This is a genomic window from Pseudomonas sichuanensis (genome assembly GCF_003231305.1).
Taxonomy (GTDB): Bacteria; Pseudomonadota; Gammaproteobacteria; order Pseudomonadales; family Pseudomonadaceae; genus Aquipseudomonas; species Aquipseudomonas sichuanensis.
The window spans coordinates 1-23,818 of the sequence record NZ_QKVM01000059.1 but is presented as its reverse complement, the minus strand read 5'-3'; the positions used below and the strand labels follow the sequence as shown (position 1 = coordinate 23,818).

General features: G+C 63.6%; 24 protein-coding genes. 16 read left to right on the top strand and 8 right to left on the bottom strand.

Going from position 1 to position 23,818, the window contains the following annotated elements; genetic code table 11:
• Nucleotide 1: 1 nt before the first annotated feature.
• From DM373_RS24290 to dksA, 4 genes are all read right to left on the bottom strand, one after another.
• The gene (locus tag DM373_RS24290; RefSeq protein ID WP_167409865.1) at nucleotides 2–2,977 is read right to left on the bottom strand and encodes a sensor histidine kinase; all 2,976 of its coding nucleotides are present in this window, start codon (nucleotides 2,975–2,977) and stop codon (nucleotides 2–4) included.
• Complete coding sequence (locus tag DM373_RS24285) at nucleotides 2,961–3,137, bottom strand: hypothetical protein (RefSeq protein ID WP_003250005.1); 177 nt, start codon at nucleotides 3,135–3,137, stop codon at nucleotides 2,961–2,963. The genes DM373_RS24290 and DM373_RS24285 overlap by 17 nt, the downstream gene beginning before the upstream one ends.
• A gap of 223 nt (nucleotides 3,138–3,360) precedes the next feature.
• Entirely contained in the window at nucleotides 3,361–4,248 is an 888-nt protein-coding gene (gene gluQRS, locus DM373_RS24280; RefSeq protein ID WP_110995984.1) for a tRNA glutamyl-Q(34) synthetase GluQRS, read from the bottom strand.
• A 96-nt stretch (nucleotides 4,249–4,344) separates the two neighbouring features.
• On the bottom strand, nucleotides 4,345–4,791 hold the full coding sequence (gene dksA / locus DM373_RS24275; RefSeq protein ID WP_110995983.1) for an RNA polymerase-binding protein DksA: 447 nt from the start codon (nucleotides 4,789–4,791) through the stop codon (nucleotides 4,345–4,347).
• A gap of 212 nt (nucleotides 4,792–5,003) precedes the next feature.
• On the opposite strand from dksA, the gene DM373_RS24270 reads away from it, so the two are divergent.
• Together DM373_RS24270 and sfsA are read left to right on the top strand one after the other, a co-directional pair.
• A complete protein-coding gene (locus DM373_RS24270; RefSeq protein WP_110995982.1) occupies nucleotides 5,004–6,176 on the top strand; it encodes a pyridoxal phosphate-dependent aminotransferase in 1,173 nt (390 codons plus the stop codon).
• Nucleotides 6,176–6,892 carry a DNA/RNA nuclease SfsA gene (gene sfsA, locus DM373_RS24265; RefSeq protein WP_110995981.1) on the top strand — a complete coding sequence of 239 codons (717 nt, stop codon included), beginning with the start codon at nucleotides 6,176–6,178 and terminating at the stop codon, nucleotides 6,890–6,892. Before DM373_RS24270 ends, sfsA begins: the two co-directional genes overlap by 1 nt.
• On the opposite strand, the gene DM373_RS24260 is transcribed toward sfsA, so the two are convergent.
• Nucleotides 6,882–7,199 carry a Rieske (2Fe-2S) protein gene (locus DM373_RS24260; RefSeq protein WP_110995980.1) on the bottom strand — a complete coding sequence of 106 codons (318 nt, stop codon included), beginning with the start codon at nucleotides 7,197–7,199 and terminating at the stop codon, nucleotides 6,882–6,884. The two genes, sfsA and DM373_RS24260, sit on opposite strands and share 11 nt — an antisense overlap.
• Before the next feature lie 162 nt (nucleotides 7,200–7,361).
• Here DM373_RS24260 and DM373_RS24255 point away from each other — a divergent pair, with 162 nt between their 5' ends.
• Genes DM373_RS24255 through DM373_RS24240 form a run of 4 tightly spaced genes read left to right on the top strand, consistent with a single transcriptional unit; the run spans nucleotide 7,362 to nucleotide 10,940 of the window.
• Nucleotides 7,362–8,246, top strand: coding sequence for a heme/hemin ABC transporter substrate-binding protein (locus tag DM373_RS24255; protein ID WP_110995979.1), 885 nt, complete (start codon nucleotides 7,362–7,364; stop codon nucleotides 8,244–8,246).
• A 50-nt stretch (nucleotides 8,247–8,296) separates the two neighbouring features.
• The gene (locus tag DM373_RS24250) at nucleotides 8,297–9,280 is read left to right on the top strand and encodes a FecCD family ABC transporter permease (RefSeq protein WP_167409866.1); all 984 of its coding nucleotides are present in this window, start codon (nucleotides 8,297–8,299) and stop codon (nucleotides 9,278–9,280) included.
• Complete coding sequence (locus DM373_RS24245) at nucleotides 9,280–10,047, top strand: heme ABC transporter ATP-binding protein (RefSeq protein WP_110995977.1); 768 nt, start codon at nucleotides 9,280–9,282, stop codon at nucleotides 10,045–10,047. Before DM373_RS24250 ends, DM373_RS24245 begins: the two co-directional genes overlap by 1 nt.
• A gap of 11 nt (nucleotides 10,048–10,058) precedes the next feature.
• Complete coding sequence (locus tag DM373_RS24240; protein WP_110995976.1) at nucleotides 10,059–10,940, top strand: ChaN family lipoprotein; 882 nt, start codon at nucleotides 10,059–10,061, stop codon at nucleotides 10,938–10,940.
• 171 nt (nucleotides 10,941–11,111) lie between these two features.
• Here the strand turns inward: DM373_RS24240 and DM373_RS24235 are convergent, their stop codons facing one another.
• The 3 genes from DM373_RS24235 to DM373_RS24225 form a co-directional block, all read right to left on the bottom strand.
• A complete protein-coding gene (locus tag DM373_RS24235) occupies nucleotides 11,112–11,390 on the bottom strand; it encodes a TfoX/Sxy family protein (RefSeq protein ID WP_110995975.1) in 279 nt (92 codons plus the stop codon).
• A gap of 151 nt (nucleotides 11,391–11,541) precedes the next feature.
• Nucleotides 11,542–11,889, bottom strand: a complete 348-nt coding sequence (locus DM373_RS24230) for a pentapeptide repeat-containing protein (RefSeq protein ID WP_110995974.1) — start codon at nucleotides 11,887–11,889, stop codon at nucleotides 11,542–11,544.
• A gap of 99 nt (nucleotides 11,890–11,988) precedes the next feature.
• Nucleotides 11,989–13,551, bottom strand: a complete 1,563-nt coding sequence (locus DM373_RS24225) for a bifunctional aminoglycoside phosphotransferase/ATP-binding protein (RefSeq protein WP_110995973.1) — start codon at nucleotides 13,549–13,551, stop codon at nucleotides 11,989–11,991.
• Nucleotides 13,552–13,668: 117 nt separating this feature from the next.
• On the opposite strand from DM373_RS24225, the gene mrcB reads away from it, so the two are divergent.
• The 10 genes from mrcB to msrQ all read left to right on the top strand — a co-directional run bounded on the left by mrcB (nucleotide 13,669) and on the right by msrQ (nucleotide 23,512).
• On the top strand, nucleotides 13,669–15,990 hold the full coding sequence (mrcB, locus tag DM373_RS24220) for a penicillin-binding protein 1B (protein ID WP_110995972.1): 2,322 nt from the start codon (nucleotides 13,669–13,671) through the stop codon (nucleotides 15,988–15,990).
• 26 nt (nucleotides 15,991–16,016) lie between these two features.
• Nucleotides 16,017–16,784, top strand: a complete 768-nt coding sequence (locus tag DM373_RS24215; RefSeq protein ID WP_110995971.1) for a tetratricopeptide repeat protein — start codon at nucleotides 16,017–16,019, stop codon at nucleotides 16,782–16,784.
• Nucleotides 16,781–17,113, top strand: coding sequence for a YqcC family protein (locus tag DM373_RS24210; protein WP_110995970.1), 333 nt, complete (start codon nucleotides 16,781–16,783; stop codon nucleotides 17,111–17,113). Before DM373_RS24215 ends, DM373_RS24210 begins: the two co-directional genes overlap by 4 nt.
• A 46-nt stretch (nucleotides 17,114–17,159) precedes the next feature.
• On the top strand, nucleotides 17,160–17,327 hold the full coding sequence (locus DM373_RS28850; RefSeq protein ID WP_157966884.1) for a hypothetical protein: 168 nt from the start codon (nucleotides 17,160–17,162) through the stop codon (nucleotides 17,325–17,327).
• A 193-nt stretch (nucleotides 17,328–17,520) separates the two neighbouring features.
• Nucleotides 17,521–19,245 (top strand): acetolactate synthase 3 large subunit, encoded by a 1,725-nt coding sequence (locus tag DM373_RS24205; protein ID WP_110995998.1) that lies wholly within the window; start codon nucleotides 17,521–17,523, stop codon nucleotides 19,243–19,245.
• A gap of 1 nt (nucleotide 19,246) precedes the next feature.
• Nucleotides 19,247–19,738 carry an acetolactate synthase small subunit gene (gene ilvN / locus DM373_RS24200; protein WP_003250040.1) on the top strand — a complete coding sequence of 164 codons (492 nt, stop codon included), beginning with the start codon at nucleotides 19,247–19,249 and terminating at the stop codon, nucleotides 19,736–19,738.
• 54 nt (nucleotides 19,739–19,792) lie between these two features.
• Nucleotides 19,793–20,809, top strand: coding sequence for a ketol-acid reductoisomerase (ilvC, locus tag DM373_RS24195; RefSeq protein WP_110995969.1), 1,017 nt, complete (start codon nucleotides 19,793–19,795; stop codon nucleotides 20,807–20,809).
• Nucleotides 20,810–20,961: 152 nt separating this feature from the next.
• Entirely contained in the window at nucleotides 20,962–21,813 is an 852-nt protein-coding gene (gene pssA, locus DM373_RS24190; RefSeq protein ID WP_110995968.1) for a CDP-diacylglycerol--serine O-phosphatidyltransferase, read from the top strand.
• A gap of 74 nt (nucleotides 21,814–21,887) precedes the next feature.
• Nucleotides 21,888–22,901, top strand: coding sequence for a protein-methionine-sulfoxide reductase catalytic subunit MsrP (msrP, locus tag DM373_RS24185; protein ID WP_110995967.1), 1,014 nt, complete (start codon nucleotides 21,888–21,890; stop codon nucleotides 22,899–22,901).
• On the top strand, nucleotides 22,901–23,512 hold the full coding sequence (msrQ, locus tag DM373_RS24180) for a protein-methionine-sulfoxide reductase heme-binding subunit MsrQ (protein ID WP_110995966.1): 612 nt from the start codon (nucleotides 22,901–22,903) through the stop codon (nucleotides 23,510–23,512). Before msrP ends, msrQ begins: the two co-directional genes overlap by 1 nt.
• Nucleotides 23,513–23,818 lie beyond the last annotated feature (306 nt).

Genomic DNA, 23,818 nt, shown 5'->3' with positions numbered 1-23,818 from the left:
TTCAATTCTCTCGACGGTCTCGAATTACAGGGGACGTCGCTACGACATGCCGGGGCAGGGTCACGCGGATCCGGGTACCACGTTGGCGCTCGATGTCGGCCGGGCTGTCGATGGTGATTTGCCCATAATGCTCTTCCACGATGGAATAGACCAGAGCGAGCCCCAGTCCGGTTCCCTCGCCTGGGTCCTTGGTGGTGAAGAAGGGTTCGAACAGGCGGTCCATGATGCTTTTCGGGATGCCGCTGCCCTCGTCCTCGACGATCAGGTCGACGGTGTGATCGCTGACTTCGCTGCGCACGCGCACGGCGCTGCCGGCCGGGGAGGCGTCGCGGGCGTTGGACAGCAGGTTGATCAGCACCTGGGCCAGGCGCTGCGGGTCGCCCTCGGCCCAGTGGTCGGGGTCGCAGAGGTTGAAGAACTGGACTTCGAAATTGCGCCGGTTCAGCGCCAGCAGACCAATGGCGTCCTGCGCCACTTCGGCGAGGCACACCGGCTCCTCGCTGTTCTGCTGGCTGCCGCCGGCATGGGCAAAGCTCATCAGTGACTGGACGATGCGCGAGACGCGCTTGGTCTGTTCGAGGATCTGGCTGGACAGCTCGATGATCTCGCCATCGCCCTCGCGCTCTTCGCGCAGGTTCTGCGCAAGGCAGGCGATGCCGGTGATCGGGTTGCCGATTTCGTGGGCAACGCCTGCGGCCAGGCGGCCGATGCTGGCCAGGCGCTCGGAGTGCACCAGCTTGTCTTCCAGCGCCTGGGTTTCGGTGAGGTCCTCGACCAGCAGCACCAGGCCGCTGTTGCCCGGTGCCAGCGGTTCGTCGATGGCGGCCTTGTGCAGGTTGAGCCAGCGTGGCTGGCCATCGAGGGCCAGGCGCTGCTTGTGCAGGTGTTCGTCGGGTACGTTGATGAAGCCCTGCAGCAGGCCGCGCCAAGGCTCGGCGATGGTCACCAGGCGCGAGCCGACCACGTGCTTGGCGGCGATGCCAGTCAGCTCTTCCATCGCCTTGTTCCACATCAGGATCTCCTGGTCCTTGGCCAGCGAGCAGACGCCCATGGGCAGTTCCTGCAAGGTCTGGCGGTGGTAGCGGCGCAGGGCGTCGAGCTCGGCGGCGAGGCCGGTCAGGCGCGAGTGGTAGTCCTCGAGGCGGCTCTCGATGAAGTGGATGTCTTCGGTGACGTAGTTTTCGTTGCCGGACTTGTACGGCAGGAAGGTCTCCACCATGTCCTGCGCCACGCTCGGGCCCATCAGGCCGGAGAGGTTGGCCTCGATGCGGTCGCGCAGGCGACGCAGGGCGTAGGGACGGCGCTCGTCGAACGGCAGGTAGAGGTCGCGCAGGGCCTGCTCGACCTCCTTCTGCGCGGCCTTGGCACCCAGTGGCTTGGCCAGCTGGGTGGCGAATTCCTGGGGCGAGGCGGCGTGCAGCTCGCGGCGTTGCGGGCGGCGCACGTTGTCCACCGCGCAGGCTTCGGCGGCACTGACCTCTTCGCTGCTGGCATTGGTGAACAGCGAAATCAGGGTGAACAGCAGGACGTTGGCCGCCAGTGACGCAATGGCCGCCATGTGCCAGCTGGTGTCGTCCAGCACGTAGATCATGTCCAGCAGCGGAATATAGAAGCCCTGCAGGTTGCCCAGCAGCGGCAGCAGCATGGTCACCATCCACACCAGCATGCCGGCCAGCAGGCCGGCGATGAAGCCGCGGCGGTTGGCGGTCGGCCAGTACAGCACCGAAAGCACGCCGGGCAGGAACTGCAGGGTGGCGACGAAGGCGACGATGCCGAGGTTGGCCAGGCTCTGGTGGTTGTTCTGGGTCAGGTAGAAGACGAAGCCGGCGGTGATGATGGCGACGATCAGCGCCCGGCGGGTCCACTTCAGCCAGCGGTAGATGTTGCCTTCGGCCGGTGGCTGGTACAGCGGCAGCACCAGGTGGTTGAGGGCCATGCCCGACAGCGCCAGGGTGGTGACGATGATCAGCCCGCTGGCGGCCGACAGCCCGCCAACGTAGGCCAGCAAGGCCAGGGCCTGGTTGTTGGCGGCGATGCCCAGCCCCAGGGTGAAGTATTCCGGGTTGGTGCTGGCGCCCAGGCGCAGGCCGGCCCACAGCACCAGCGGCACGGCCAGGCTCATCAGCAGCAGGAACAGCGGCAGGCCCCAGCTGGCGCTGACCAGCGAGCGCGGGCTGAGGTTCTCGGTGAAGGCCATGTGGTACATGTGCGGCATGACGATCGCCGAGGCGAAGAACACCAGCAGCAGGGTACGCCACGGGCCCTCCTGCAACGGCGTGTGCAGGGCGGCGAGGGCGGTCTGGTTCTGCAGCAGCCACACTTCCAGCCCGTGCGGGCCGCCGAACACGCCGTACAACGCGTAAAGGCCGATGCCGCCCAGGGCCAGCAGCTTGATCACCGACTCGAAGGCGATGGCGAACACCAGGCCCTCGTGCTTCTCGCGGGTGGCGATATGGCGCGAGCCGAAGAAAATGGTGAAGAGGGTGATCAGCGCACAGAAGGCGAAGGCCACCCGCGCCTTGACCGGCTCACCGGTGAGGATGCTGATGGAGTCGGCCACCGCCTGTATCTGCAGGGCCAGCAATGGCAGCACGCCGATCAGCATGAAGATGGTGGTCAGCGCGCCGGCCCAGGTGCTGCGGAAACGGAACGCCAGCAGGTCGGCCAGCGACGAGAGCTGGTAGGTGCGGGTGATCTTGAGGATCGGGTAGAGCAGCACCGGCGCCAGCAGGAACGCGCCGGACACCCCCAGGTAACAGGCGAGGAACCCATAGCCATATTGGTAGGCCAGCCCCACCGAGCCATAGAAGGCCCAGGCACTGGCATAGACGCCCAGCGACAGGGTGTAGGTCAGCGGGTGGCGGATGACCGAGCGCGGGATCAGCCCGCGTTCGCTGATCCAGGCCACGCCGAACAGCACCAGCAGGTAGGCGGCGCTGATCAGGATCATCTGGGTCAGGCTAAAGCTCATCGGCATCTCGTTGGCTCTGCAGGATGAAAGTGACGACGATGAGGATCAGCCAGAGCAGGTAGGGGCGGTACCAGGCTCCAGTCGGCTCGATCCACCAGTCCATGATGGCCGGGGAGAACAGGTAGATCCCCACGACCAGAAGCAGGACCAAACGATAGATGTACATGCTGGCCTCGAAGGTTGGGCGCTGCGGGTTTGGACTTATTATTGGTGCAAATGGCGCAGGCGATGCTAGCGGGTATCGGTAGGGTTAGCCAAGGGTTTGAATTTACTGGGCTTTTGAGCTTGGTTTCGCTTGTGCTGGCCCTATCGCGGGGCAAGCCCGCTCCCACGCAGACCACATCGCCACCGTGGGAGCGGGCTTGCCCCGCGATAGGGCCGCTACTGCCTCAGCGCAATTCAGCCTCTGGCACTGTCATTTGCCGCGCAATGTTTTCCGGCCGCCACTGCTGGCGCGCCACGCTAAGTACTTCGGCCGGGCTGGCGCCCTCCAGCGACAAATCGGTCTGCTGCCCCAGCGCCCGCAATGCCCGCAGCAACAACGGCGTGGCCTGGTCTGCATCAAGCGGTGGCGAGCGGTACGACTTGCCCAGCTTGTGCCCGTCGGGCTGGACGATCAGTGGGATATGCAGGTAGCGCGGCTGCGAGAAGCCCAGCAGCTCCTGCAGGTAGAGCTGGCGCGGCGTGTTGTCCAGCAGGTCGGCGCCGCGCACGACATCGGTCACCCCCTGCCAGGCATCGTCCAGCACGACGGCCAGCTGGTAGGCGTACAGCCCGTCGCGGCGCTGGATGACGAAATCGCCCACTTCGCGCCCCAGGTGCTGCTCGAACAGGCCTTGGACACGGTCATCGAAGCGGTAGATCAGCTCAGGCACCCGCAAGCGTATCGCCGCGCCTTCGCGGGCATGCCCGGCATTGCGGCAAAAGCCCGGGTAGATGCCGTGATGCCCCTCCAATTGCTTGCGCGAGCAGGTGCAGGCATAGGCCAGGCCCATGCTGAACAGCCGGTCGACGACGGCAGCATAGGCGTCGTGGCGCTGGCTCTGGCAAACCACCTCGCCATCCGACTCCAGCCCGTAACGTTCAAGGGTCTGCAGGATGGCATCGCGGGCACCGGGTATCTCCCGTGGCGGGTCGGTGTCCTCCATGCGCAACAGCCAGCGGCCGTTGACGGCGCGGGCGTCGAGCCAGGAGGCGAGGGCGGCGACCAGCGAGCCGAAGTGCAGGTAACCGCTGGGCGTGGGGGCGAAGCGTCCGATGTAGGGGGCTGGGGTCATGGGCTGTGCGAACTATATAAATGAAAACGGGGCGTATCTGATGTGGGGGCAAGCCCGCTCCCACAACCAATACGCCCCGTCTTTTCGGGATTCGGATCAGCCTTTGCCGACCGTCTTTTCCTTTTTCTCGGCGATTTCCTTGCAGTCGAAGCACAGGTCCGCAGTCGGACGGGCTTCCAGGCGACGCAGGCCGATTTCAATGCCGCAGGATTCGCACCAGCCGTATTCTTCGTCCTGGATCAGTTGCAAGGTCTTGTCGATTTTCTTGATCAGCTTGCGCTCGCGATCGCGATTGCGCAGTTCCAGGGCGAACTCTTCTTCCTGGCTGGCGCGGTCGGCTGGATCGGGGAAGTTGGCTGCCTCGTCCTTCATGTGGTCCATGGTTTTGTCGACACTGGCCATGAGCTCACTCTTCCAGCCGTTCAGGAGCTTGGTGAAGTGGGCCCGCATAGGGGCACCCATGTATTCTTCACCCTTGGTTTCCTTGTACGGCTCGACGCCATAGAGCGTTTGACTGGCTTTTTGCTTTTCTAGGGTGGACATGAATAGACCGCCTCTCACTCATCTGATCCAATGCGCAGGATACTTCCATCTCCGGCGACCGCCGGCCCTGCGACTGCGAGCCGCCGAACTTACCAGATAGATACGGGGTGCGCTACCCCGCCCTATGCCTGCTATTGACAGCGGCGCGGGCGGCACGTTCGCTGGTATGTACAGGTGGAATCACCAGTTTAGACCCAATTGAGAGAAGGCCCATGGCTCAGCCACACAGTGCGCGCAGTCGCGCCATCGAACCCTTCCACGTCATGGCCCTGCTGGCCCGTGCCAACGAACTGCAGGCCGCTGGCCATGACGTGATCCACCTGGAGATCGGCGAGCCGGACTTCACCACCGCCGCGCCGATCGTCGCCGCCGGCCAGGCGGCCCTGGCCGCAGGGCATACCCGCTACACCGCCGCCCGTGGCCTGCCGCAGTTGCGCGAGGCGATCGCCGGCTTCTATGGCCAGCGCTACGGCGTAGACCTTGACCCCGAACGCGTGCTCATCACCCCGGGTGGCTCGGGCGCATTGCTGCTGGCCAGCAGCCTGCTGGTCGACCCTGGCAAGCACTGGCTGCTGGCCGACCCGGGTTACCCGTGCAACCGCCACTTCCTGCGTCTGGTCGAAGGCGGCGCGCAGTTGGTGCCGGTCGGGCCGGAGGTGAACTATCAGCTGACCGCCGACCTGGTCGAGCGCTACTGGGACAAGGACACCGTCGGCGCGCTGGTGGCCTCGCCGGCCAACCCGACCGGTACTGTGCTCGACCGTGACCAGTTGGCCGGCCTGTCCAGGGCAACCCGCGAGCGCCATGGCCACCTGGTGGTGGACGAGATCTATCACGGCCTCACCTATGGCATGGATGCGCCGAGCGTGCTGGAAGTGGACGATGAGGCCTTCGTCCTGAACAGCTTTTCCAAATATTTCGGCATGACCGGCTGGCGCCTTGGCTGGCTGGTGGCGCCGCCGTCGGCGGTGGCCGACCTGGAAAAGCTGGCACAGAACCTCTACATCAGTGCCCCGAGCATGGCCCAGCATGCCGCGTTGGCGTGCTTCGAGCCGCAGACACTGGCGATTCTCGAGGAGCGCCGTGCCGAGTTCGCCCGTCGCCGCGACTACCTGCTGCCGGCCCTGCGCGAGCTGGGCTTCGGGATTGCCGTCGAGCCCCAGGGCGCCTTCTATCTGTATGCCGACATCAGTGCCTTCGGTGGCGATGCCTTCGCCTTCTGCCGGCACTTCCTCGAAACCGAGCACCTGGCCTTCACCCCGGGCCTGGACTTTGGTCGCCACCAGGCCGGCCACCATGTGCGTTTCGCCTACACCCAGAGCCTGCCGCGCCTGGAAGAGGCGGTGCAGCGCATCGCCCGGGGCCTGCGGAGCTGGCAAGGCTGATGGCGCTTTTCCCCGAACTGGAAGAGGCGCGCCTGCTGCGCCGCTACAAGCGCTTCCTGGCCGACATCGAGCTGGCCAGTGGCGAGCAGATGACCATCCACTGCCCCAACACCGGCTCGATGCTCAACTGCATGAGTGAAGGCGGGCGGGTCTGGTTCAGCCGCTCCAACGACCCGAAGCGCAAGCTGCCCGGCACCTGGGAAATCAGCGAAACGCCCCAGGGCCGGCTGGCCTGTGTCAACACCGGGCGGGCCAACGCACTGGTGGAAGAAGCGCTGCGTGCGGGCACCATCACCGAGCTGGCCGGTTTTACCACGCTCAAGCGCGAGGTGGCCTACGGTGAGGAGCGCAGCCGCATCGACTTCTATCTGGAGTATGCCGACGGCAGCAAGGCCTACGTCGAGGTCAAGAGCGTGACCCTCGGCTACCCGGACACCCCGGTGGCGGCCTTCCCCGATGCGGTGACCCAGCGCGGGGCCAAGCACCTGCGCGAACTGGCGGGGTTGGCGCGCCAGGGTGTTCGCGCGGTGCAGTTGTACTGTGTGAACCTCACCGGCATCGAGGCTGTGCGCCCGGCGGAGGAAATTGACGCCGCCTATGCCCAGGCCCTGCGCGCCGCGGTGGCGGATGGGGTGGAGGTGCTGGCCTACGGCACCCGGTTGGACGCACGGCAGATCGTGGTCGACCGGCCGCTGCCGGTGCTGCTCACTCGGTAAGCCAGATGCCCTGGCTGTCTTCCAGGCAGTCCAGGGCTTGCAGCCACTCGCCCGCGCACGGGCCGGCCACGCACTCGCCACTCTCGATCAGGAACTGCGCGCCATGATGGGCGCACTGGATCAGGCTGGCGCTGTCGTCGAGGAAGCTGTCTGGCGCCCAGTTGAGGGTAATGCCGCGATGGGGGCAGCGGTTGCGGTAGATGAACACTTGGCCATGGCGACGTACGCCTAGCAGCGGCACGCCGGCTACGCTGAAGGCGCGGCTTTGGCCTTCGCTGAGGCTGGTGGAGACGCAGAGAAAATGCATGATGGAGTGTGCTTTCTGTTAAGCCGTGTGACAAGGGATGGCTTGACGCTTCAATGCGAATAATTATCAAATTGCCCGCATTCGCCGCGCCAGGCTGCCTATGGTGCGCAGTTCCACCGCCCGCCACAAGGCGCGCGGCCCGCCTTCAAGCAAAGGAATTCGATGATGCGCCGTCCCGCTGCCCTGATCGCCCTGTGTGCCGGTCTGCTTTTATCTACTCCGACGCTGGCCGGCGAACTGCCGCAGCGCTGGGTCAGTGCCGGTGGCGCACTGAGCGAATGGATCAGCGCGCTGGGTGGGGAGCAGCGGCTGGTCGGCGTGGACACCACCAGCCAGCACCCCGAGTCGCTCAAGGCATTGCCCAGCATCGGCTACCAGCGCCAGCTGTCGGCCGAAGGCATCCTCAGCCTGCGCCCGGATGTGCTGGTGGGGACCGAGGAAATGGGCCCCCCACCGGTGCTGGCGCAGATCCGCAAGGCTGGCGTGCGGGTCGAGCTGTTCTCCAGCAAGGCCGAGCTGGTCGCGGTGGACGAGAACCTCAAGCACCTGGGTGCATTGCTGGGCAGCGAGCAGCAGGCGGCAACCCTGGCCAGTGACTACCACCGCCAACTGCAAGGGCTGCAAGACAAGATCAAGCAGGCCCAGGCCAGCCAGAAAGCACCGGGCGTGCTGCTGCTGGTCGGGCACGCCGGGGCCAAGCCACTGATCGCCGGGCTGGGTACCTCTGGCGACTGGCTGCTGCGTCAGGCCGGTGCGCGCAACCTGGCCGACCATCAGGGCTACAAGAACTTCTCGGTGGAGGCCCTGGCCGCGCTGGACCCGGACGTGGTGGTGTTCTCCGATCGCGCTCTGACTGGCGAGGCCGCCCTGCAGGCGCTGATCAAGGAAAACCCGGCCCTGGCCGGCTCGCGTGCGGTGCGCGACAAGCGCCTGCTGTCGCTCGACCCGACGCTGCTGGTTGGTGGCCTCGGCCCGCGCTTGCCCGCTACCCTGCATGAGCTGGCCGCCAGCTTCTACCCGGCCGCCAAGGCCAGCCTCACCCCATGAGGCAGCGGGTCCAGCCACGCACGCTGTTCACTGGCCTTGCGCTGTTGTGCCTGCTGGCGGTCTGGCTGTCGCTGGCGCTGGGGCCGGTCAGCCTGCCGCTGTTCGATACCCTGCGCGCAGGCTTGCGCCTGATCGGCATGCCGATCAGCGGTGCGGGGCTCGAGCAGGCAGAAATGATCCTCGGCCAGATCCGCCTGCCGCGCACCTTGCTGGGGCTGGCGGTGGGCGGGGTGCTGGCGCTGTCGGGGGTGGCCATGCAAGGGCTGTTCCGCAACCCGCTGGCCGATCCTGGGCTGGTGGGGGTCGCCAGTGGTGCCGCCCTGGGGGCGGCGGTGGCGATCGTGGGGGGCAGCTGGCTGGGCGGCATAGCCGAGTGGTTCGCGCCGTACCTGTTGTCGTTGTGTGCCTTCATCGGCGGCCTGGGGGTGACGGCGATGGTCTATCGCCTTGGCCGGCGTGACGGCCAGACCAATGTGGCGACCATGCTGCTGGCCGGTATCGCCATGACCGCCCTGGGCGGCTCGGCGGTCGGGCTGTTCACCTATCTGGCGGATGACGCGACCTTGCGGACCCTGACGTTCTGGAACCTCGGCAGCCTCAACGGCGCCAGCTATGAACGCCTGTGGCCGCTGCTGCTGGTGGCGGTGGCAGTGGCGCTGTGGTTGCCGCGGCGGGCACAGGCGCTCAATGCCTTGCTGCTGGGCGAGTCGGAGGCCCGCCACCTCGGTGTTGAAGTGGAAGCGCTGAAACGTGAGCTGGTGTTCTGCACCGCGCTGGGTGTCGGCGCGGCGGTGGCGGCGGCAGGCCTGATCGGTTTCATCGGCCTGGTGGTGCCGCATCTGGTGCGCCTGCTGGCGGGGCCGGATCACCGTGTGTTGTTGCCGGCATCGCTGCTGGCCGGTGGCACCCTGCTGCTGTTCGCCGACCTGGTCGCGCGCCTGGCCCTGGCGCCGGCAGAGCTGCCGATCGGCATCGTCACGGCTTTCATTGGGGCACCGTTCTTCCTGTTCTTGCTGGTCAAGGGGCGCAACTGATGCTCGATGTCGAAGGCCTGTCGCTCAAGCGCGGCAGCAGCGAGGTGCTGCACGATATCCATCTGCAGTTGCACCCGGGGCAGATCCTCGGCGTGCTGGGCCCCAACGGAGCCGGCAAGAGCAGCCTGCTGGGCGCCCTGTGCGGTGAGCTGGCGCCCAGTGCCGGGCGAGTGCGTCTGGACGGACGGGGGCTTGAGGACTGGCCCGGGCAGGAGCGGGCACGGCGGCTGGCGGTGTTGCCGCAGGTGTCCAGCCTGGGTTTCGGTTTCAGTGTCGAAGAGGTGGTCGGCCTGGGCCGGCTGCCCCATGCCAGTGGCCGGCAGCGCGATCGGGAGATCGTCGACGCGGCATTGCAGGCGGCAGATGCCGGGCACCTGGGCGAGCGCAGTTACCTGGCCCTCTCCGGGGGGGAGCGCCAGCGCGTGCACCTGGCCCGGGTGCTGGCCCAGCTGTGGCCGGGTGAGGCCGGCACCACGCTGTTGCTCGACGAGCCCACGTCCATGCTCGACCCGCTGCACCAGCACACCACGCTGCAGGCGGTACGCCGTTTTGCCGACCGGGGTGCAGCGGTGCTGGTGATCCTGCATGACCTGAACCTGGCGGCCCGCTACTGTGACCATATCCTGCTGCTGGAACAGGGGCGTTGCCACGCCCTGGATACACCAGAGGCGGTACTGACCCCGGCGGCACTCAAGGCAGTGTTTGGCATCGATGTGCTGGTGCAGGCGCATCCGGAGCGGGGTCATCCGTTGATCATCACTCGCTAGGAGCTTCAGCCATGCGCCACCTCTTGTCGTTCTGCCTGCTACTGGCCTTGGCGGGGTGCCAGGCCAGCCTGCCACCATTGCCGGCCTGGCAAAGCAGCGAGGGCCGTGACAGCGCGCAACTGGGCCAGATCCGTGATCTGGCCAGCGGTCGGTTGATCAACCCGGAGCAACTGGTCGAGCAGCTCGCCAATGCACCTCGGGTGCTGGTCGGCGAGCAGCACGACAACCCCGATCACCATGCGCTGCAGCTCTGGTTGCTGCGCGCCCTGGAAAGCCGACGCCCGCAAGGCAGCCTGCTGCTGGAAATGCTCCAGCCCGAACAGCAGCCGCTGGTCGATGCCTTGCAGCGCGGCGGGCCACTGCCACAGGACCTGCCCAAGGCCCTGGCCTGGCAGGATGGCTGGGACTGGACGTTTTACGGGCCGATCGTGAGGGAAGCCCTGGCGCAACCTTATCCGCTGCTCTCGGCCAATTTGTCCCCCGGCGAGATCCGCCAGGCTTATCACCAGCCAGTGAACCTGCCGGGCGCGCGCAGCAATGCGGCGAATGTGTTGCAGGCGTTGCGCGAACAGGTGCGTGCCGGGCATTGCAACCTGCTGCCGGATAGCCAGCTGCCGGCCATGCTCGCCGTCCAGCAACAGCGCGACCGGCGCATTGCCGAACGCCTGCTGAGCGCGCCGCAACCTGCGCTGCTGTTCGCCGGCAGCTATCACGCACGCAAGGACCTCGGCGTGCCCCTGCACCTGGCAGACCTGGGAGCCAAAGGCGACAGCAAGGTGTTGCTGCTGGCGCAAGTGGGGGAGGCGGTCGAGCCGGGCATGGCTGATTTTGTCTGGTACACCGCGGCGCTGCCCGAGCAGGACTATTGCGCCCAGTTGCGTAAAGCGCAGTAAATCGCAGGCAAAAAAAGACCCGGCAAAGTGCCGGGTCAATAACCGTGATTAGCCTGATGAGGAGATAATCTGAGAGTCCGAACCAGGGGCTTTCAGGTTACCCAACCAGTCTCGCGACCAGTTGTGATAATCATAACGATTCTCATTACCGAGTCAATGGCTTTCAGCAATTTATTTTTCCATCTTCTGTGCAGGGCTCTTCGCGTCGAGCTGCTGGTTCAGCGCCTCTTTGCGTTCAACCGGCAGATCGTTCCAGTGCATGTCCAGCAGGGCGCCCTCTATGGCGTACAACAACACCTTGGAAGCCCGGAAACCTCGCGTTCTTACGGCTTGATAGGCACCCACCGCGCCCAGGCGACGAAGGTCCGATGCACTGTGGATACCGACGGCGTGCAGCCATTGCGCGGAGGTCTTGCCAAGATTTTTCAGGTGCTGCAATTCATCGTTCATCGAGCCTCCTTGCGATGGCTGAACGGGTCTTGGGGATAAATCGCGAGCAGGTCAGAGAGGAGTGTAGCGGGGGTTGGAAAATGCGCGGCCTTTTGCCATCGGGGCCCGACCGGTTGCCGCCCCGGGGTGCGGGGCGGCGCCTGGCCGAGGGTCAGCGCGCGGTTCGATAGCGCAGGCGCGTACCGAATTTCAGTGACATGAGTATCTCGTCAGCGCTCAATTCGCTGGGAAAGTAGGTGCCGGAGATCTGCGCATGGGCGATGCTTGCGCCTTCCAGGCCGGTTTCCCGCAGGTCCAGGCCGCGCAGGTCGGCGGCGCGAAAATAGGCATCGGTGAAGTCGATGCCACGCACGTCGAGGTTGCGCAGGTCCAGGCCACGAAAATCGCCGCCGCGAAAATCGATGGGGGCGTCCGTTGGCTTTTCGCGGTTGAAGGTCGCGATCTTCTCGTCGCGGACCAGGGCGTACAGGACGTTGTCCAGCTGCCGGGGTTGGTTCATGGCGGCGCCTCCTCGTGGGGTGTTATGCCATTGTAATGACATCACTGAAGGGGCGCCGGACTTCAGGCGTGAACTGTCGACTGCTTCACGCCTGGAGGGTCAAAGGCCGGGCAGGTGCTGGCGGATCTGGTCGATCAGCTGGTCCATGCTGGCGCTTTCCTGGGTCTCGACGCGCTTGCTGTGCTTCTGTTCTTCGGCATCGAGCGGTTCGCGGCTGGCCTGCTGGGCCTTGACGACTTCGAGGGTGGCATCCGAAGGGTCGGCCTTGTCGGCCTGGCGCTGCGCCAGCCAGCTCTCGATGACGGCCTCGGGGGCCTGGCAGTCGAGAATCAGGAAAGGTGCGCCGGTTTCGCTGGCGACCTGTGCCGCGGCATTGCGCTGGTCATGCTTGAGGTAAGTGGCGTCCAGCACGACCGGGAAGCCGGCACGCAGGATAATTTCTGCAAGCGCATGCAGGCGCTGGTAGGTCGCGGCGCTGGACTGCTGGTCATAGATACCTGCCTGCAACTGGCCGGCTTGGGCCTGCTGCTGCTCACCGAACAGGCGCTTGCGTTCGACATCGGAGCGCACGCGCACCGCGCCCAGCGCTTCGACCAGGCGCATGGCCACATGGCTTTTGCCCACCGCCGAAACACCGTGGGTGATCGCCAGCAGGCGCGACGGGATGGCGCTGTAGCTTTCCGCCAGGTTGGCGTAGTTGCGGTAGGTGCGCAGGGTGGTGGCGCGCTGCACGCCGTCGGCGTCGGCCGGCATGCTGAACAGCGCGACCTTGGCCCGTACCAGGGCGCGGTAAGCCTTGTAGAAGTTCAGCAGCTCCAGGCCCTGGTAGTCGCCGGTCAGTTCCAGGTACTGGCTGATGAAGCGCCGCGACAGGCACTTGAGGCCGCGGTCTTCGAGGTCCATGGCGAGGAAGCCGACATCGGCGTAGACATCGGTCAGGCGGAACGGCTCGTTGAACTCGATGCAGTCGAAGATCACCACCTTGCCGTCGATCAGGGTGGCGTTGCCCAGGTGGATGTCACCGTGGCATTCGCGGATGAAACCGTCGGCCTTGCGCGCCTCGAGCAGGCCGTGCAGGCGTTTGAAGCTGTCCTGGGCCCAGGCTTGCAGGTTGTCGAGCTGCTGCAGGTCGGCCTTGTCGCTGAGGAACGGGCGAATCTGCTCGAAGTTCTGCTCCACCGGGGCCATGACGGCCTCTGGCGTGCCCAGCGGGTGCTCGACGGCGACTTTCGGTGCCTGCAGGTGGAACTCGGCAATCTGCCGGGCCATCTGGTCGATGTGGCCGGCGTTCAGCTCACCGTTGGCCTGCAGGGTGCTGAGCATCTGGCCCTGGGGGAACTGGCGCATTTTCAGTGCGTACTCGATCGGCGTGCCAGCACCACCCAGTTGCGGGGCTTCGGCGCTGCCGGTAATTGGCAGCACTTCCAGGTACAGGCCATCGGTCAGACGCTGGTTCAGGCGCAGTTCTTCGTTGCAGAAGTGCCCACGCTGATCCAGGCCGGTGAAGTCGAGGAAGCCGAAATTCATGGGCTTCTTGATCTTGTAGGCGAATTCACCGGTGAGCAGGACCCAGGAAATGTGCGTTTCGATGAGCTGGAAGCCCTCGACAGGGTGCGGATAAAGTGCAGGGTTCTGCAGCGCGCTGATCAGGGCTTGGCTCACAAGTGATCCTTTTGGGGTCAGGGAATTCGAAGGCGCCATTATGGTCAATGGTGACGTCCCTGCAAACCGCCTGTGGGCGCCTGCCTCCCTTTTTGAAAGTGCGTATACTCCGCCGCCATGACTCGTACCCGAAATTCCCGCCCCCCTAAAAAGCAGCCGACCGGCCGTGCGCGCGCCTGGTTGGGCTGGGCACTCAAGCTCAGCCTGGTCGGCCTTGTCCTGATCGCCGGTTTTGCGGTCTACCTCGATGCGACTGTGCAGGAGAAGTTTTCCGGCAAGCGCTGGACCATTCCGGCCAAGGTGTATGCCCGGCCGCTGGAGCTGTTCGTCGGCCAGAAGCTGAGCAAAAACGACTTCCTCACCGAGCTCGATGCCCTCGGCTACCGTCGCGAGAGTGCGGCCAATGGCCCGGGCGCGGCGTCGATCAATGGTAACAACGTCGACCTCAATACCCGCGGCTTCCAGTTCTATGAAGGCATGGAGCCGGCGCAGTTCGTGCGTGTGCGTTTCTCCGGTGATTACGTTGCGGGGCTCAGCGGTGCCAACGGCGGCAAGCTCGACGTGGTGCGCCTGGAGCCGCTGATGATCGGCGGCATCTACCCGAAGAATCTTGAAGACCGCATCCTGATCAAGATCGACCAGGTACCGCCGTACCTGCTGGAGACCCTGATCGCCACGGAAGACCGCGATTTCTACAGCCACTTTGGCGTATCGCCCAAGTCCATTGCCCGCGCCATCTGGGTGAACACTTCCTCGGGCGCCATGCGTCAGGGCGGCAGTACCCTGACCCAGCAGTTGGTGAAGAACTTCTTCCTCACCAACGAACGCAGCCTCAGCCGCAAACTGACCGAGGCCATGATGGCCGTGCTGCTGGAGATGCACTACGACAAGCGCGAGATCCTTGAGGCGTACCTGAACGAAGTATTCGTCGGCCAGGACGGCCAGCGCGCGGTGCACGGTTTCGGCCTGGCCAGCCAGTTCTTCTTCAGCCAGCCGCTGCAAGAGCTCAAACTGCACCAGATTGCCTTGCTGGTGGGCATGGTCAAGGGGCCGTCCTACTACAACCCGCGTCGTTACCCCGAGCGCGCCCTGCAGCGCCGCAACCTGGTGCTCGACCTGCTGGCCGAGCAGGGCGTGGCCAGCCAGGAAGTGATCGATGCTGCGAAGAAGATGCCGCTGGGCGTGACCAAGCGCGGCAGCCTGGCCGACAGCTCGTTCCCGGCGTTCCTCGACCTGGTCAAGCGCCAGCTGCGCCAGGACTACCGCGACGAAGACTTGACCGAAGAAGGCCTGCGCATCTTCACCAGTTTCGACCCGATCCTGCAGATGAAGGCCGAAACCGCCATGAGCGAGACGTTCAAGCGCTTGGCCGGGCGCAAGGGTGCCGACGAGGTCGAGTCGGCGATGGTCGTCACCAACCCGGAAACCGGCGAGGTGCAGGCGCTGATCGGCAGCCGTCAATCGGGCTTTGCCGGCTTCAACCGTGCCATCGACGCGGTGCGGCCGATCGGCTCGCTGGTCAAGCCGGCGGTCTACCTCACCGCGCTTGAGCAACCGAGCAAGTACAGCCTGACCACCCGGGTGCAGGACGAGCCGTTCTCGGTCAAAGGCGCCGACGGCCAAGTGTGGCGCCCGCAGAACTACGATCGCCGTCCGCATGGCACCATCTACCTGTACCAGGGCCTGGCCAACTCCTACAACCTGTCGACCGCCAAGCTCGGCCTGGAAGTGGGCGTGCCGAACGTGATCAAGACCATCGGCCGCCTGGGCGTGCAGGTCGACTGGCCGGCGTTCCCGTCGATGCTGCTGGGCGCTGGCGGCATGTCGCCGATGCAGGTTGCGACCATGTACCAGACCATCGCCAACGGTGGCTTCAACACACCGATGCGCGGCATTCGCAGCGTGCTCACCGCCGAAGGCGAGCCGCTCAAGCGCTACCCGTTCCAGATCCAGCAAACCTTCGACCCCGGCTCCATTTATCTGGTGCAGAACGCCATGCAGCGGGTAATGCGTGAAGGTACCGGGCGTTCGGTGTATAGCGTGCTGCCCAGCTCGCTGACGCTGGCGGGCAAGACCGGCACCAGTAACGACTCGCGCGACAGTTGGTTCTCCGGCTTCAGCCAGGACTTGCTGGCCGTGGTCTGGCTGGGCCGCGACGACAACGGCAAGACGCCGTTCACCGGTGCCACCGGCGCGCTGCAGGTGTGGACCAGCTTCATGAAGAAGGCCGACCCGCTGCCGCTGGACATGCCGCAACCCGACAACGTGGTGCAGGCCTGGATCGACCCTTACAGTGGCCAGGGTTCCGACGGTAGCTGTCCGGGAGCGGTGCAGATGCCGTATATTCGCGGCAGCGAACCGCCCGCTGGCGCCACCTGTGGTGGCGAACAGAACCCGGCCGAGCAGGTCATGGACTGGGTCAAGGGGTGGATGAATTGAGCACGAGCTTTTGAAGAGGGTGTGAAGTGAAGAAGTGGTGGATTCCTGCCTTGACCGCGGTAGCCGTGCTGCAAGGCTGCTCCAGCGTCCCGCGTGGCAACATCCCGGTGGTGGATTCGAGCACCCGGGTTTCCAACAGTGAGCGGGTCCAGGCCAAGCGCACTTCGGCCTACCCGACCAGTGGCGGCAGCAGCCAGGCCCAGTCGTTGCCCGAAGACGGCGGCGTCACCGTGATGATCCCGCAAGGGACCGGCGGCGCGCCGATCAGCACCGGGCCGATCACGCCGGGCCCGGTCAGCAGCGGCCCGATCACCCCGGGCCCGATCAGCACCGGCCCCATCACCAGCAACCCCAACCCGGTGGCCGATGAGCCGTTCGACATCGCCTCGATGAGCAATCCTCCGGCGGTCACCCAGGCGCCGACCGGCATCCCGCGCGCCAACAGCGGTGGCCTGTCCGCCGACGAGCAACTCGATGGCCCGGTGTTGGCGCTGCTGACCACTGCCCAGCAGCAGCAGGGCAGTGGTGACTTCAACGGCGCCGCTTCGAGCCTGGAGCGTGCCCAGCGCATCGCCCCGCGCGAGCCGCAGGTGCTGTTCCGCCTGGCCCAGGTGCGCCTGTCGCAAGGTGACGCGGCGCAGTCCGAGCAACTGGCCCGTCGCGCGCTGACCTACGCCAACGGCCGCCCAGACCTTCAGGCTCAGTTGTGGAACACCATCGCCCAGGCCCGCGAGAAGCAGGGCGACAGCGCCGGTGCTGCGCTGGCGCGGCAGAAGGCGCGGGTCAACCTGTGATGGAACAGCGCATTCTCGATATCGCCGACCATCTGCTGCTGATCGAGCAAGAGCTCAAGGTGCAGGGCTGGTGGAGCGCTGATACGCCCAGCGACGAGATGCTGGCCAGCACAGTGCCGTTCGCGGTGGACAGCATGAGCTTCGAGCAGTGGCTGCAGTGGATCTTCCTGCCACGCATGAAGCTGATCCTGGAACATGGGCTGGCGTTGCCGAGCGCCTCGGGCATCCTGGTGATGGCCGAGACGGTGTTTGTCGATCGCCCGGAACAAAGCCGCGTGTTACGGCGGCTGTTGGCAGAATTCGATCAATTGATCGCGCCTTCCGCCTGATTTCTTCTCTTTTTCCTTTAAGGGCCGCAGATTGTGGCCCTTTTTTATGGAAATCTTTATTGTTCTGCTGCTGCTCGCCTTTTTAGTGGTGCTGGCGATTCATCTTACGGAAAAATTGGCAATAATTTTTCTTGACTTGTTGGCGCCAAATCACAAGAATCCAGATTCCGCTGTAGAGGGACTGCCAGAAGCAGACCCGCTAAGCAGATCATGAGGCGCACACCCGCGCCGACTTGTAACACCCCGCAACGCGTTACCTCGCGCTGGGTGGGAAAGCCCGCAACACACCAGGGCATTCCCAATACTTGCTCAGTCAGTGCTGACGTTCGCTCATGCTCTGCTTGGCAGTAAACCTAATAAGACCCGTCCAGTGAGGACGGTATTCTGGCGTTTTAGAGGTGAACAACGTGGAGCTTTTATCTGGCGCTGAGATGGTCGTCCGCTTCTTGCGTGACGAGGGCGTTAAGCACATCTACGGGTACCCTGGCGGTGCTCTCCTTCATGTTTACGATGCTCTGTTCAAGGAACCGGAAGTCCAGCACATCCTGGTCCGTCACGAACAGGCTGCCACCCATATGGCGGACGGTTACGCCCGTGCCACCGGCAAGGCCGGCGTGGTACTGGTGACTTCCGGCCCAGGTGCGACCAATGCCATCACCGGCATTGCCACCGCTTACATGGATTCCATTCCGATGGTCATCCTGTCTGGCCAGGTGCCCAGCACCATGGTCGGCACCGATGCCTTCCAGGAAACCGACATGATCGGCATTTCCCGGCCGATCGTGAAGCACAGCTTCATGGTCAAGCATGCTTCGGAAATCCCGGAAGTTCTGAAAAAAGCTTTCTATCTTGCGCAATCCGGCCGTCCCGGCCCGGTCGTGGTCGACATTCCAAAAGATATGACCAACCCGGCTGAGAAGTTCGAGTACATCTACCCGAAAAAGGTCAAACTGCGCTCGTATAGCCCGGCTGTACGTGGTCACTCCGGCCAGATCCGCAAGGCAGCCGAAATGCTCCTGGCGGCCAAGCGCCCGATCGTCTACTCCGGCGGTGGCGTCATCCTCGGCGGTGGCTCCGAAGCCCTCACCGAAATCGCCAAGTCGCTGAACCTGCCGGTCACCAATACCCTCATGGGCCTCGGTGGCTTCCCGGGTACCGACCGCCAGTTCCTCGGCATGCTCGGCATGCACGGCAGCTACACCGCCAACCTGGCGATGCACAATGCCGATGTGATCTTCGCCGTCGGCGTGCGTTTTGACGACCGCGTGGTCAACGGCCCGGCCAAGTTCTGCCCGAACGCCAAGATCATCCATATCGACATCGACCCGGCGTCGATCTCGAAGATGATCAAGGCCGACGTGCCGATCGTCGGCCCGGTCGAAAGCGTGCTCAACGAAATGCTCGGCATCCTCAAGGAAATCGGCGAGCAGCCGGACAAGGCGGCGCTGGATGCCTGGTGGAAGCAGATCGACGAATGGCGTGGCGACGGTGGCCTGTTCCCTTACGACAAGGGCGACGGCAACGTCATCAAACCGCAGCAGGTCATCGAGACGCTGTGCGAAGTGACCAAGGGCGATGCCTTCGTCACCTCCGACGTGGGCCAGCACCAGATGTTCGCGGCGCAGTACTACCGCTTCAACAAACCCAACCGCTGGATCAACTCCGGTGGCCTGGGCACCATGGGCTTCGGTTTCCCGGCGGCCATGGGCATCAAGCTCAACTTCCCGGATCATGACGTGGCCTGCGTCACTGGCGAAGGCAGCATCCAGATGAACATCCAGGAGCTGTCCACCTGCATGCAGTACGGCCTGCCGGTGAAGATCGTCAACATGAACAACGGTGTGTTGGGCATGGTCCGCCAGTGGCAGGACATGGCTTACAACGGTCGCCACTCGCATTCCTATGTCGAGTCGCTGCCTGACTTCGTCAAGCTGGCCGAGGCCTATGGTCATGTGGGTATCCGCATCACCAGCCTTAAGGACCTCAAGCCGAAGCTGGAAGAAGCGTTTGCCATGAAGGACCGGCTGGTCTTCATCGACATCGCGATCGACCGTACCGAGCACGTCTATCCGATGCAGATCAAGGATGGCTCGATGCGTGACATGTGGCTGAGCAAGACGGAGCGTACCTGATATGCGGCACATCATTTCCCTGCTGCTGGAAAACGAACCCGGTGCCTTGTCTCGCGTGGTCGGCCTGTTCTCCCAGCGCAACTACAACATCGAAAGCCTGACCGTGGCTCCGACCGAAGACCCGACCCTGTCGCGCCTGACGTTGACCACCGTCGGCCATGATGAAGTGATCGAACAGATCACCAAGAACCTGAACAAGCTGGTCGAAGTGGTCAAGCTGGTCGACCTGTCGGAAAGCGCTCACATCGAGCGCGAGCTGATGCTGGTCAAGGTCAAGGCCACCGGTGCCCAGCGCGCCGAGATCAAGCGCACCACGGATATCTTCCGTGGCCAGATCGTCGATGTGACCGCCAGCGTGTACACCGTGCAGCTGAGCGGCACCAGCGACAAACTGGACAGCTTCATCCAGGCCATCGGCACCGCATCGATTCTCGAAACCGTGCGCAGTGGCGTCACCGGCATTGCCCGTGGCGACAAAGTGCTCAGCATCTAACTTCAAAAATTAGCGATGGCTCCGCAGGGGCCGAGATATAACCAGGGGTATTTCATGAAAGTTTTCTACGATAAAGACTGCGACCTTTCCATCATCCAGGGCAAGAAAGTCGCCATCATCGGTTACGGCTCCCAGGGCCACGCTCAGGCGTGCAACCTGAAGGACTCCGGTGTAGACGTCACCGTCGGTCTGCGTAAAGGTTCGGCCACCGTTGCCAAGGCTGAAGCCCACGGCCTGAAAGTTGCTGACGTTGCTACCGCTGTCGCTGCGGCTGACCTGGTCATGATCCTGACCCCGGACGAGTTCCAGGGCGCTCTGTACAAGAACGAAATCGAGCCGAACATCAAGAAGGGCGCTACCCTGGCCTTCTCCCACGGCTTCTCGATCCACTACAACCAGGTTGTTCCGCGTGCCGACCTCGACGTGATCATGATCGCGCCGAAAGCCCCAGGCCACACCGTTCGCTCCGAGTTCGTCAAAGGCGGCGGCATCCCTGACCTGATCGCTATCTACCAGGACGCTTCGGGCAACGCCAAGAACGTCGCCCTGTCCTACGCTTCGGGCGTGGGCGGCGGCCGTACCGGCATCATCGAAACCACCTTCAAGGACGAGACCGAAACCGACCTGTTCGGTGAGCAGGCCGTTCTGTGCGGCGGTACCGTCGAGCTGGTCAAAGCTGGTTTCGAAACCCTGGTCGAAGCGGGCTACGCCCCGGAAATGGCCTACTTCGAGTGCTTGCACGAGCTGAAGCTGATCGTTGACCTCATGTACGAAGGCGGTATCGCCAACATGAACTACTCGATCTCCAACAACGCCGAGTACGGTGAGTACGTCACCGGCCCTGAAGTCATCAACGAAGAATCCCGCAAGGCCATGCGCAACGCTCTGAAGCGCATCCAGGACGGTGAATACGCGAAGATGTTCATCAGCGAAGGTGCCACCAACTACCCATCGATGACCGCCAAGCGCCGTAACAACGCCGCCCACGGTATCGAAATCATCGGCGAGCAACTGCGTTCGATGATGCCGTGGATCTCGGCCAACAAGATCGTCGACAAGAGCAAGAACTAAGTCTTGCTTGGCTAAATGAAAAACGCGGCTTCGGCCGCGTTTTTTCGTTTGCGCGGCCGGCTTCTGGTATAAAGCGACCAGTGGCTCGCCGTCAGAACCCGTTTCGCGAGCCCGTGTCGAACATATTCCACCCCCGTTGCAAGGTACTTTTCATGAGCGAACGTCCCGAAGAGCCGAACAAGCCCTCCGACGCCGAAAGCCTGCTACCGATCGATGAGCATGTCGAAGAAGGGCATGACGCCGAAGGCCGCAAGGTCCGTCACCGCGGCATCTACCTGCTGCCCAACCTGTTCACCACTGCCAACCTGTTTGCCGGCTTTTATTCCATCATCAGTTCGATGAGTGCGCAGAGCGCGCTGAGCGCTGGTGATCCACGCGAAGCGAGCAAGTACTTCGCCTTCGCCGCCATCGCGATCTTCGTCGCCATGGTGCTCGACGGCCTCGATGGCCGTGTAGCGCGCATGACCAACACCCAGAGCGCCTTCGGTGCCGAGTACGACTCGCTGTCGGACATGGTCGCCTTCGGCGTGGCGCCGGCCTTGTTGGCCTTCGGCTGGGCACTGGGCGACATGGGCAAGGTCGGCTGGATGGTCGCCTTCATCTATGTGGCCGGTGCTGCACTGCGCCTGGCGCGTTTCAACACCCAGGTCGGTACCGCCGACAAGCGCTACTTCATCGGCTTGGCCAGCCCGGCCGCGGCTGGTGTTGTGGCTGGTACGGTGTGGGCGTTCAGCGATTTCGGTATCCAGGGTTCCAAGCTGTCGTTCCTGGTGGCATTGCTGGTAGCCGCTGCCGGCATGCTGATGGTCAGCAACATCAAGTACAACAGCTTCAAGGAGCTGGATCTCAAGGGGCGTGTGCCCTTTGTTGCGATCCTGGCCGTGGTGCTGGTGTTCGCCGTAGTGTTCAGCGACCCACCCCGCATCCTGCTGCTGATCTTCCTCGCTTACGCGGTTTCCGGCCCGCTGCAGTACCTGCTGCGCGGTCGTCGTAAAACCTCATGAAGATTTAATCGTGGAATAACCTGCCGGCTCCATAGTCTTACGGGTACATCAGTTGCCCGTACTGTGGAGCCGTCATGCTCATCAAACTCCCCCGATCATCCGACTGCACGTCGGCACAGGTCACCCCCGAACACATTTACCTTTCCCGTCGCAGCATGCTGGGTGGCACCTTGGCAGGCATGGCCCTGGGCGCTTTGCCGCGTTTGGGGATGGCCGCGGAGCCGTCGCGTTATGCCGATGCCGCAGTCACAGCAGCGCCTGCGTGGTTCACCGAAAAGCTGGCTGCCACGCGCTGGCAGGCAGTCACCGTGAAGGATGAGGCCATCACGCCGTTCAAGGACGCCACGCACTACAACAACTTCTATGAGTTCGGGCCCGACAAGGGCGACCCGGCAGCCAATGCGGGCAGCCTGAAGACCGAGCCTTGGAGCCTGGTGGTCGATGGCGAGGTGGCAAAGCCCGGGCGCTATGCGCTGGAAGACTTCGTCAAGCCTTATCAGCTCGAGGAGCGCATTTATCGGCTGCGCTGCGTAGAGGCCTGGTCGATGGTCATTCCGTGGTTGGGCTTTCCTTTGGCGCAAGTGCTCAAGCAGGTCGAGCCTACTTCCAAGGCGCGCTATATCCGTTTCGAAACGCTGCAGGACCCGAAGAGCATGCCCGGGCAGCGCTCCGGTTTTGCCCTGATCAACTGGCCCTATGTAGAAGGGCTGCGCCTGGACGAGGCGATGAACCCGTTGGCGATCCTGGCTGTGGGCATGTACGGCCGGGAGCTGGCTAACCAGAACGGCGCGCCGCTGCGCCTGGTGGTGCCGTGGAAGTATGGCTTCAAGAGCATCAAGTCGATCGTGCGCATCAGCCTGGTGGCGGAGCAACCGCACACCACCTGGCAGGGGCTGGCGCCGGATGAGTATGGCTTCTATGCCAACGTCAACCCGACGGTCGATCACCCGCGCTGGACCCAGGCCCGTGAGCGGCGTTTGCCCAGCGGGCTGTTCAGCCCCAATGTGCGGGAGACGCAGATGTTCAATGGCTATGCCGATGAGGTGGCGTCGTTGTACACCGGGCTCGATCTGCGGAAGAACTATTGATGCGTTATCCCTGGTTGCGATTGGCGATCTTTGTACTCGGCTGCCTGTTTCCTGCCTGGTGGCTGTATCAGGCGGCGACGGGGCTGCTCGATCCAGACCCGGGCAAGATCCTGGTGGATCGGCTTGGGCTGGGGGCGTTGGTCTTTCTATTGATTACCTTGAGCATGACGCCACTGCAGAAATTGACAGGGTGGTCGGGCTGGATCGTAGTGCGCCGGCAGCTGGGGTTGTGGAGCTTTGCTTATATAGTGCTGCACATGACTTCTTATATGGTTTTCATCCTGGGCCTGGATTGGGGGCAGCTGGGGGTTGAGCTGCGCAAGCGGCCGTACATCATTGTCGGCGCGTTGGGTTTCCTTGGGTTGCTGGCGTTGGCGGTCACCTCCAATCGCTACAGTCAGAGGCGGCTAGGGGCGCGTTGGAAGAAGCTGCACAAGCTGGTGTATGTGATTCTTGGGTTGGGGTTGCTGCATTTCTTGTGGATCGTGCGTTCAGATTTGAAGGAGTGGGCCATCTATGCAGGGGTAGGGGTGTTGCTGATGGTGCTGCGAATTCCGGCGGTGGCGAAGCGAGTGCCCAGGTTTGCGGGAGGGCGTAAGAGGGCGGCCTGAGCGTGGGGTGGCTGTCTTGCCGTCTTTAGCCGGTCGTTCTCCTGTATTTCAATTTCCTGAAATTAAAGGTTGACGGGGTTTCAGATCCCCTTATAATGCGCCCCACTTCCAGCGACAACGGAACGCAAAACTCCTTGAAAATCAATGAGTTAAGCAATTCGAAAGCTCCGGAAGCGTTTCGGTCTCACGATCGGCAGCGGTGAAAAAAGGTGGTTGACAGCAGGTTGTAACGCTGTATGATTCGCCTCCCGCTACGAGAGATCGCAGCGAGTTAAGCGGTTGAAGCTAAACGAGTTTCTCGGAAAT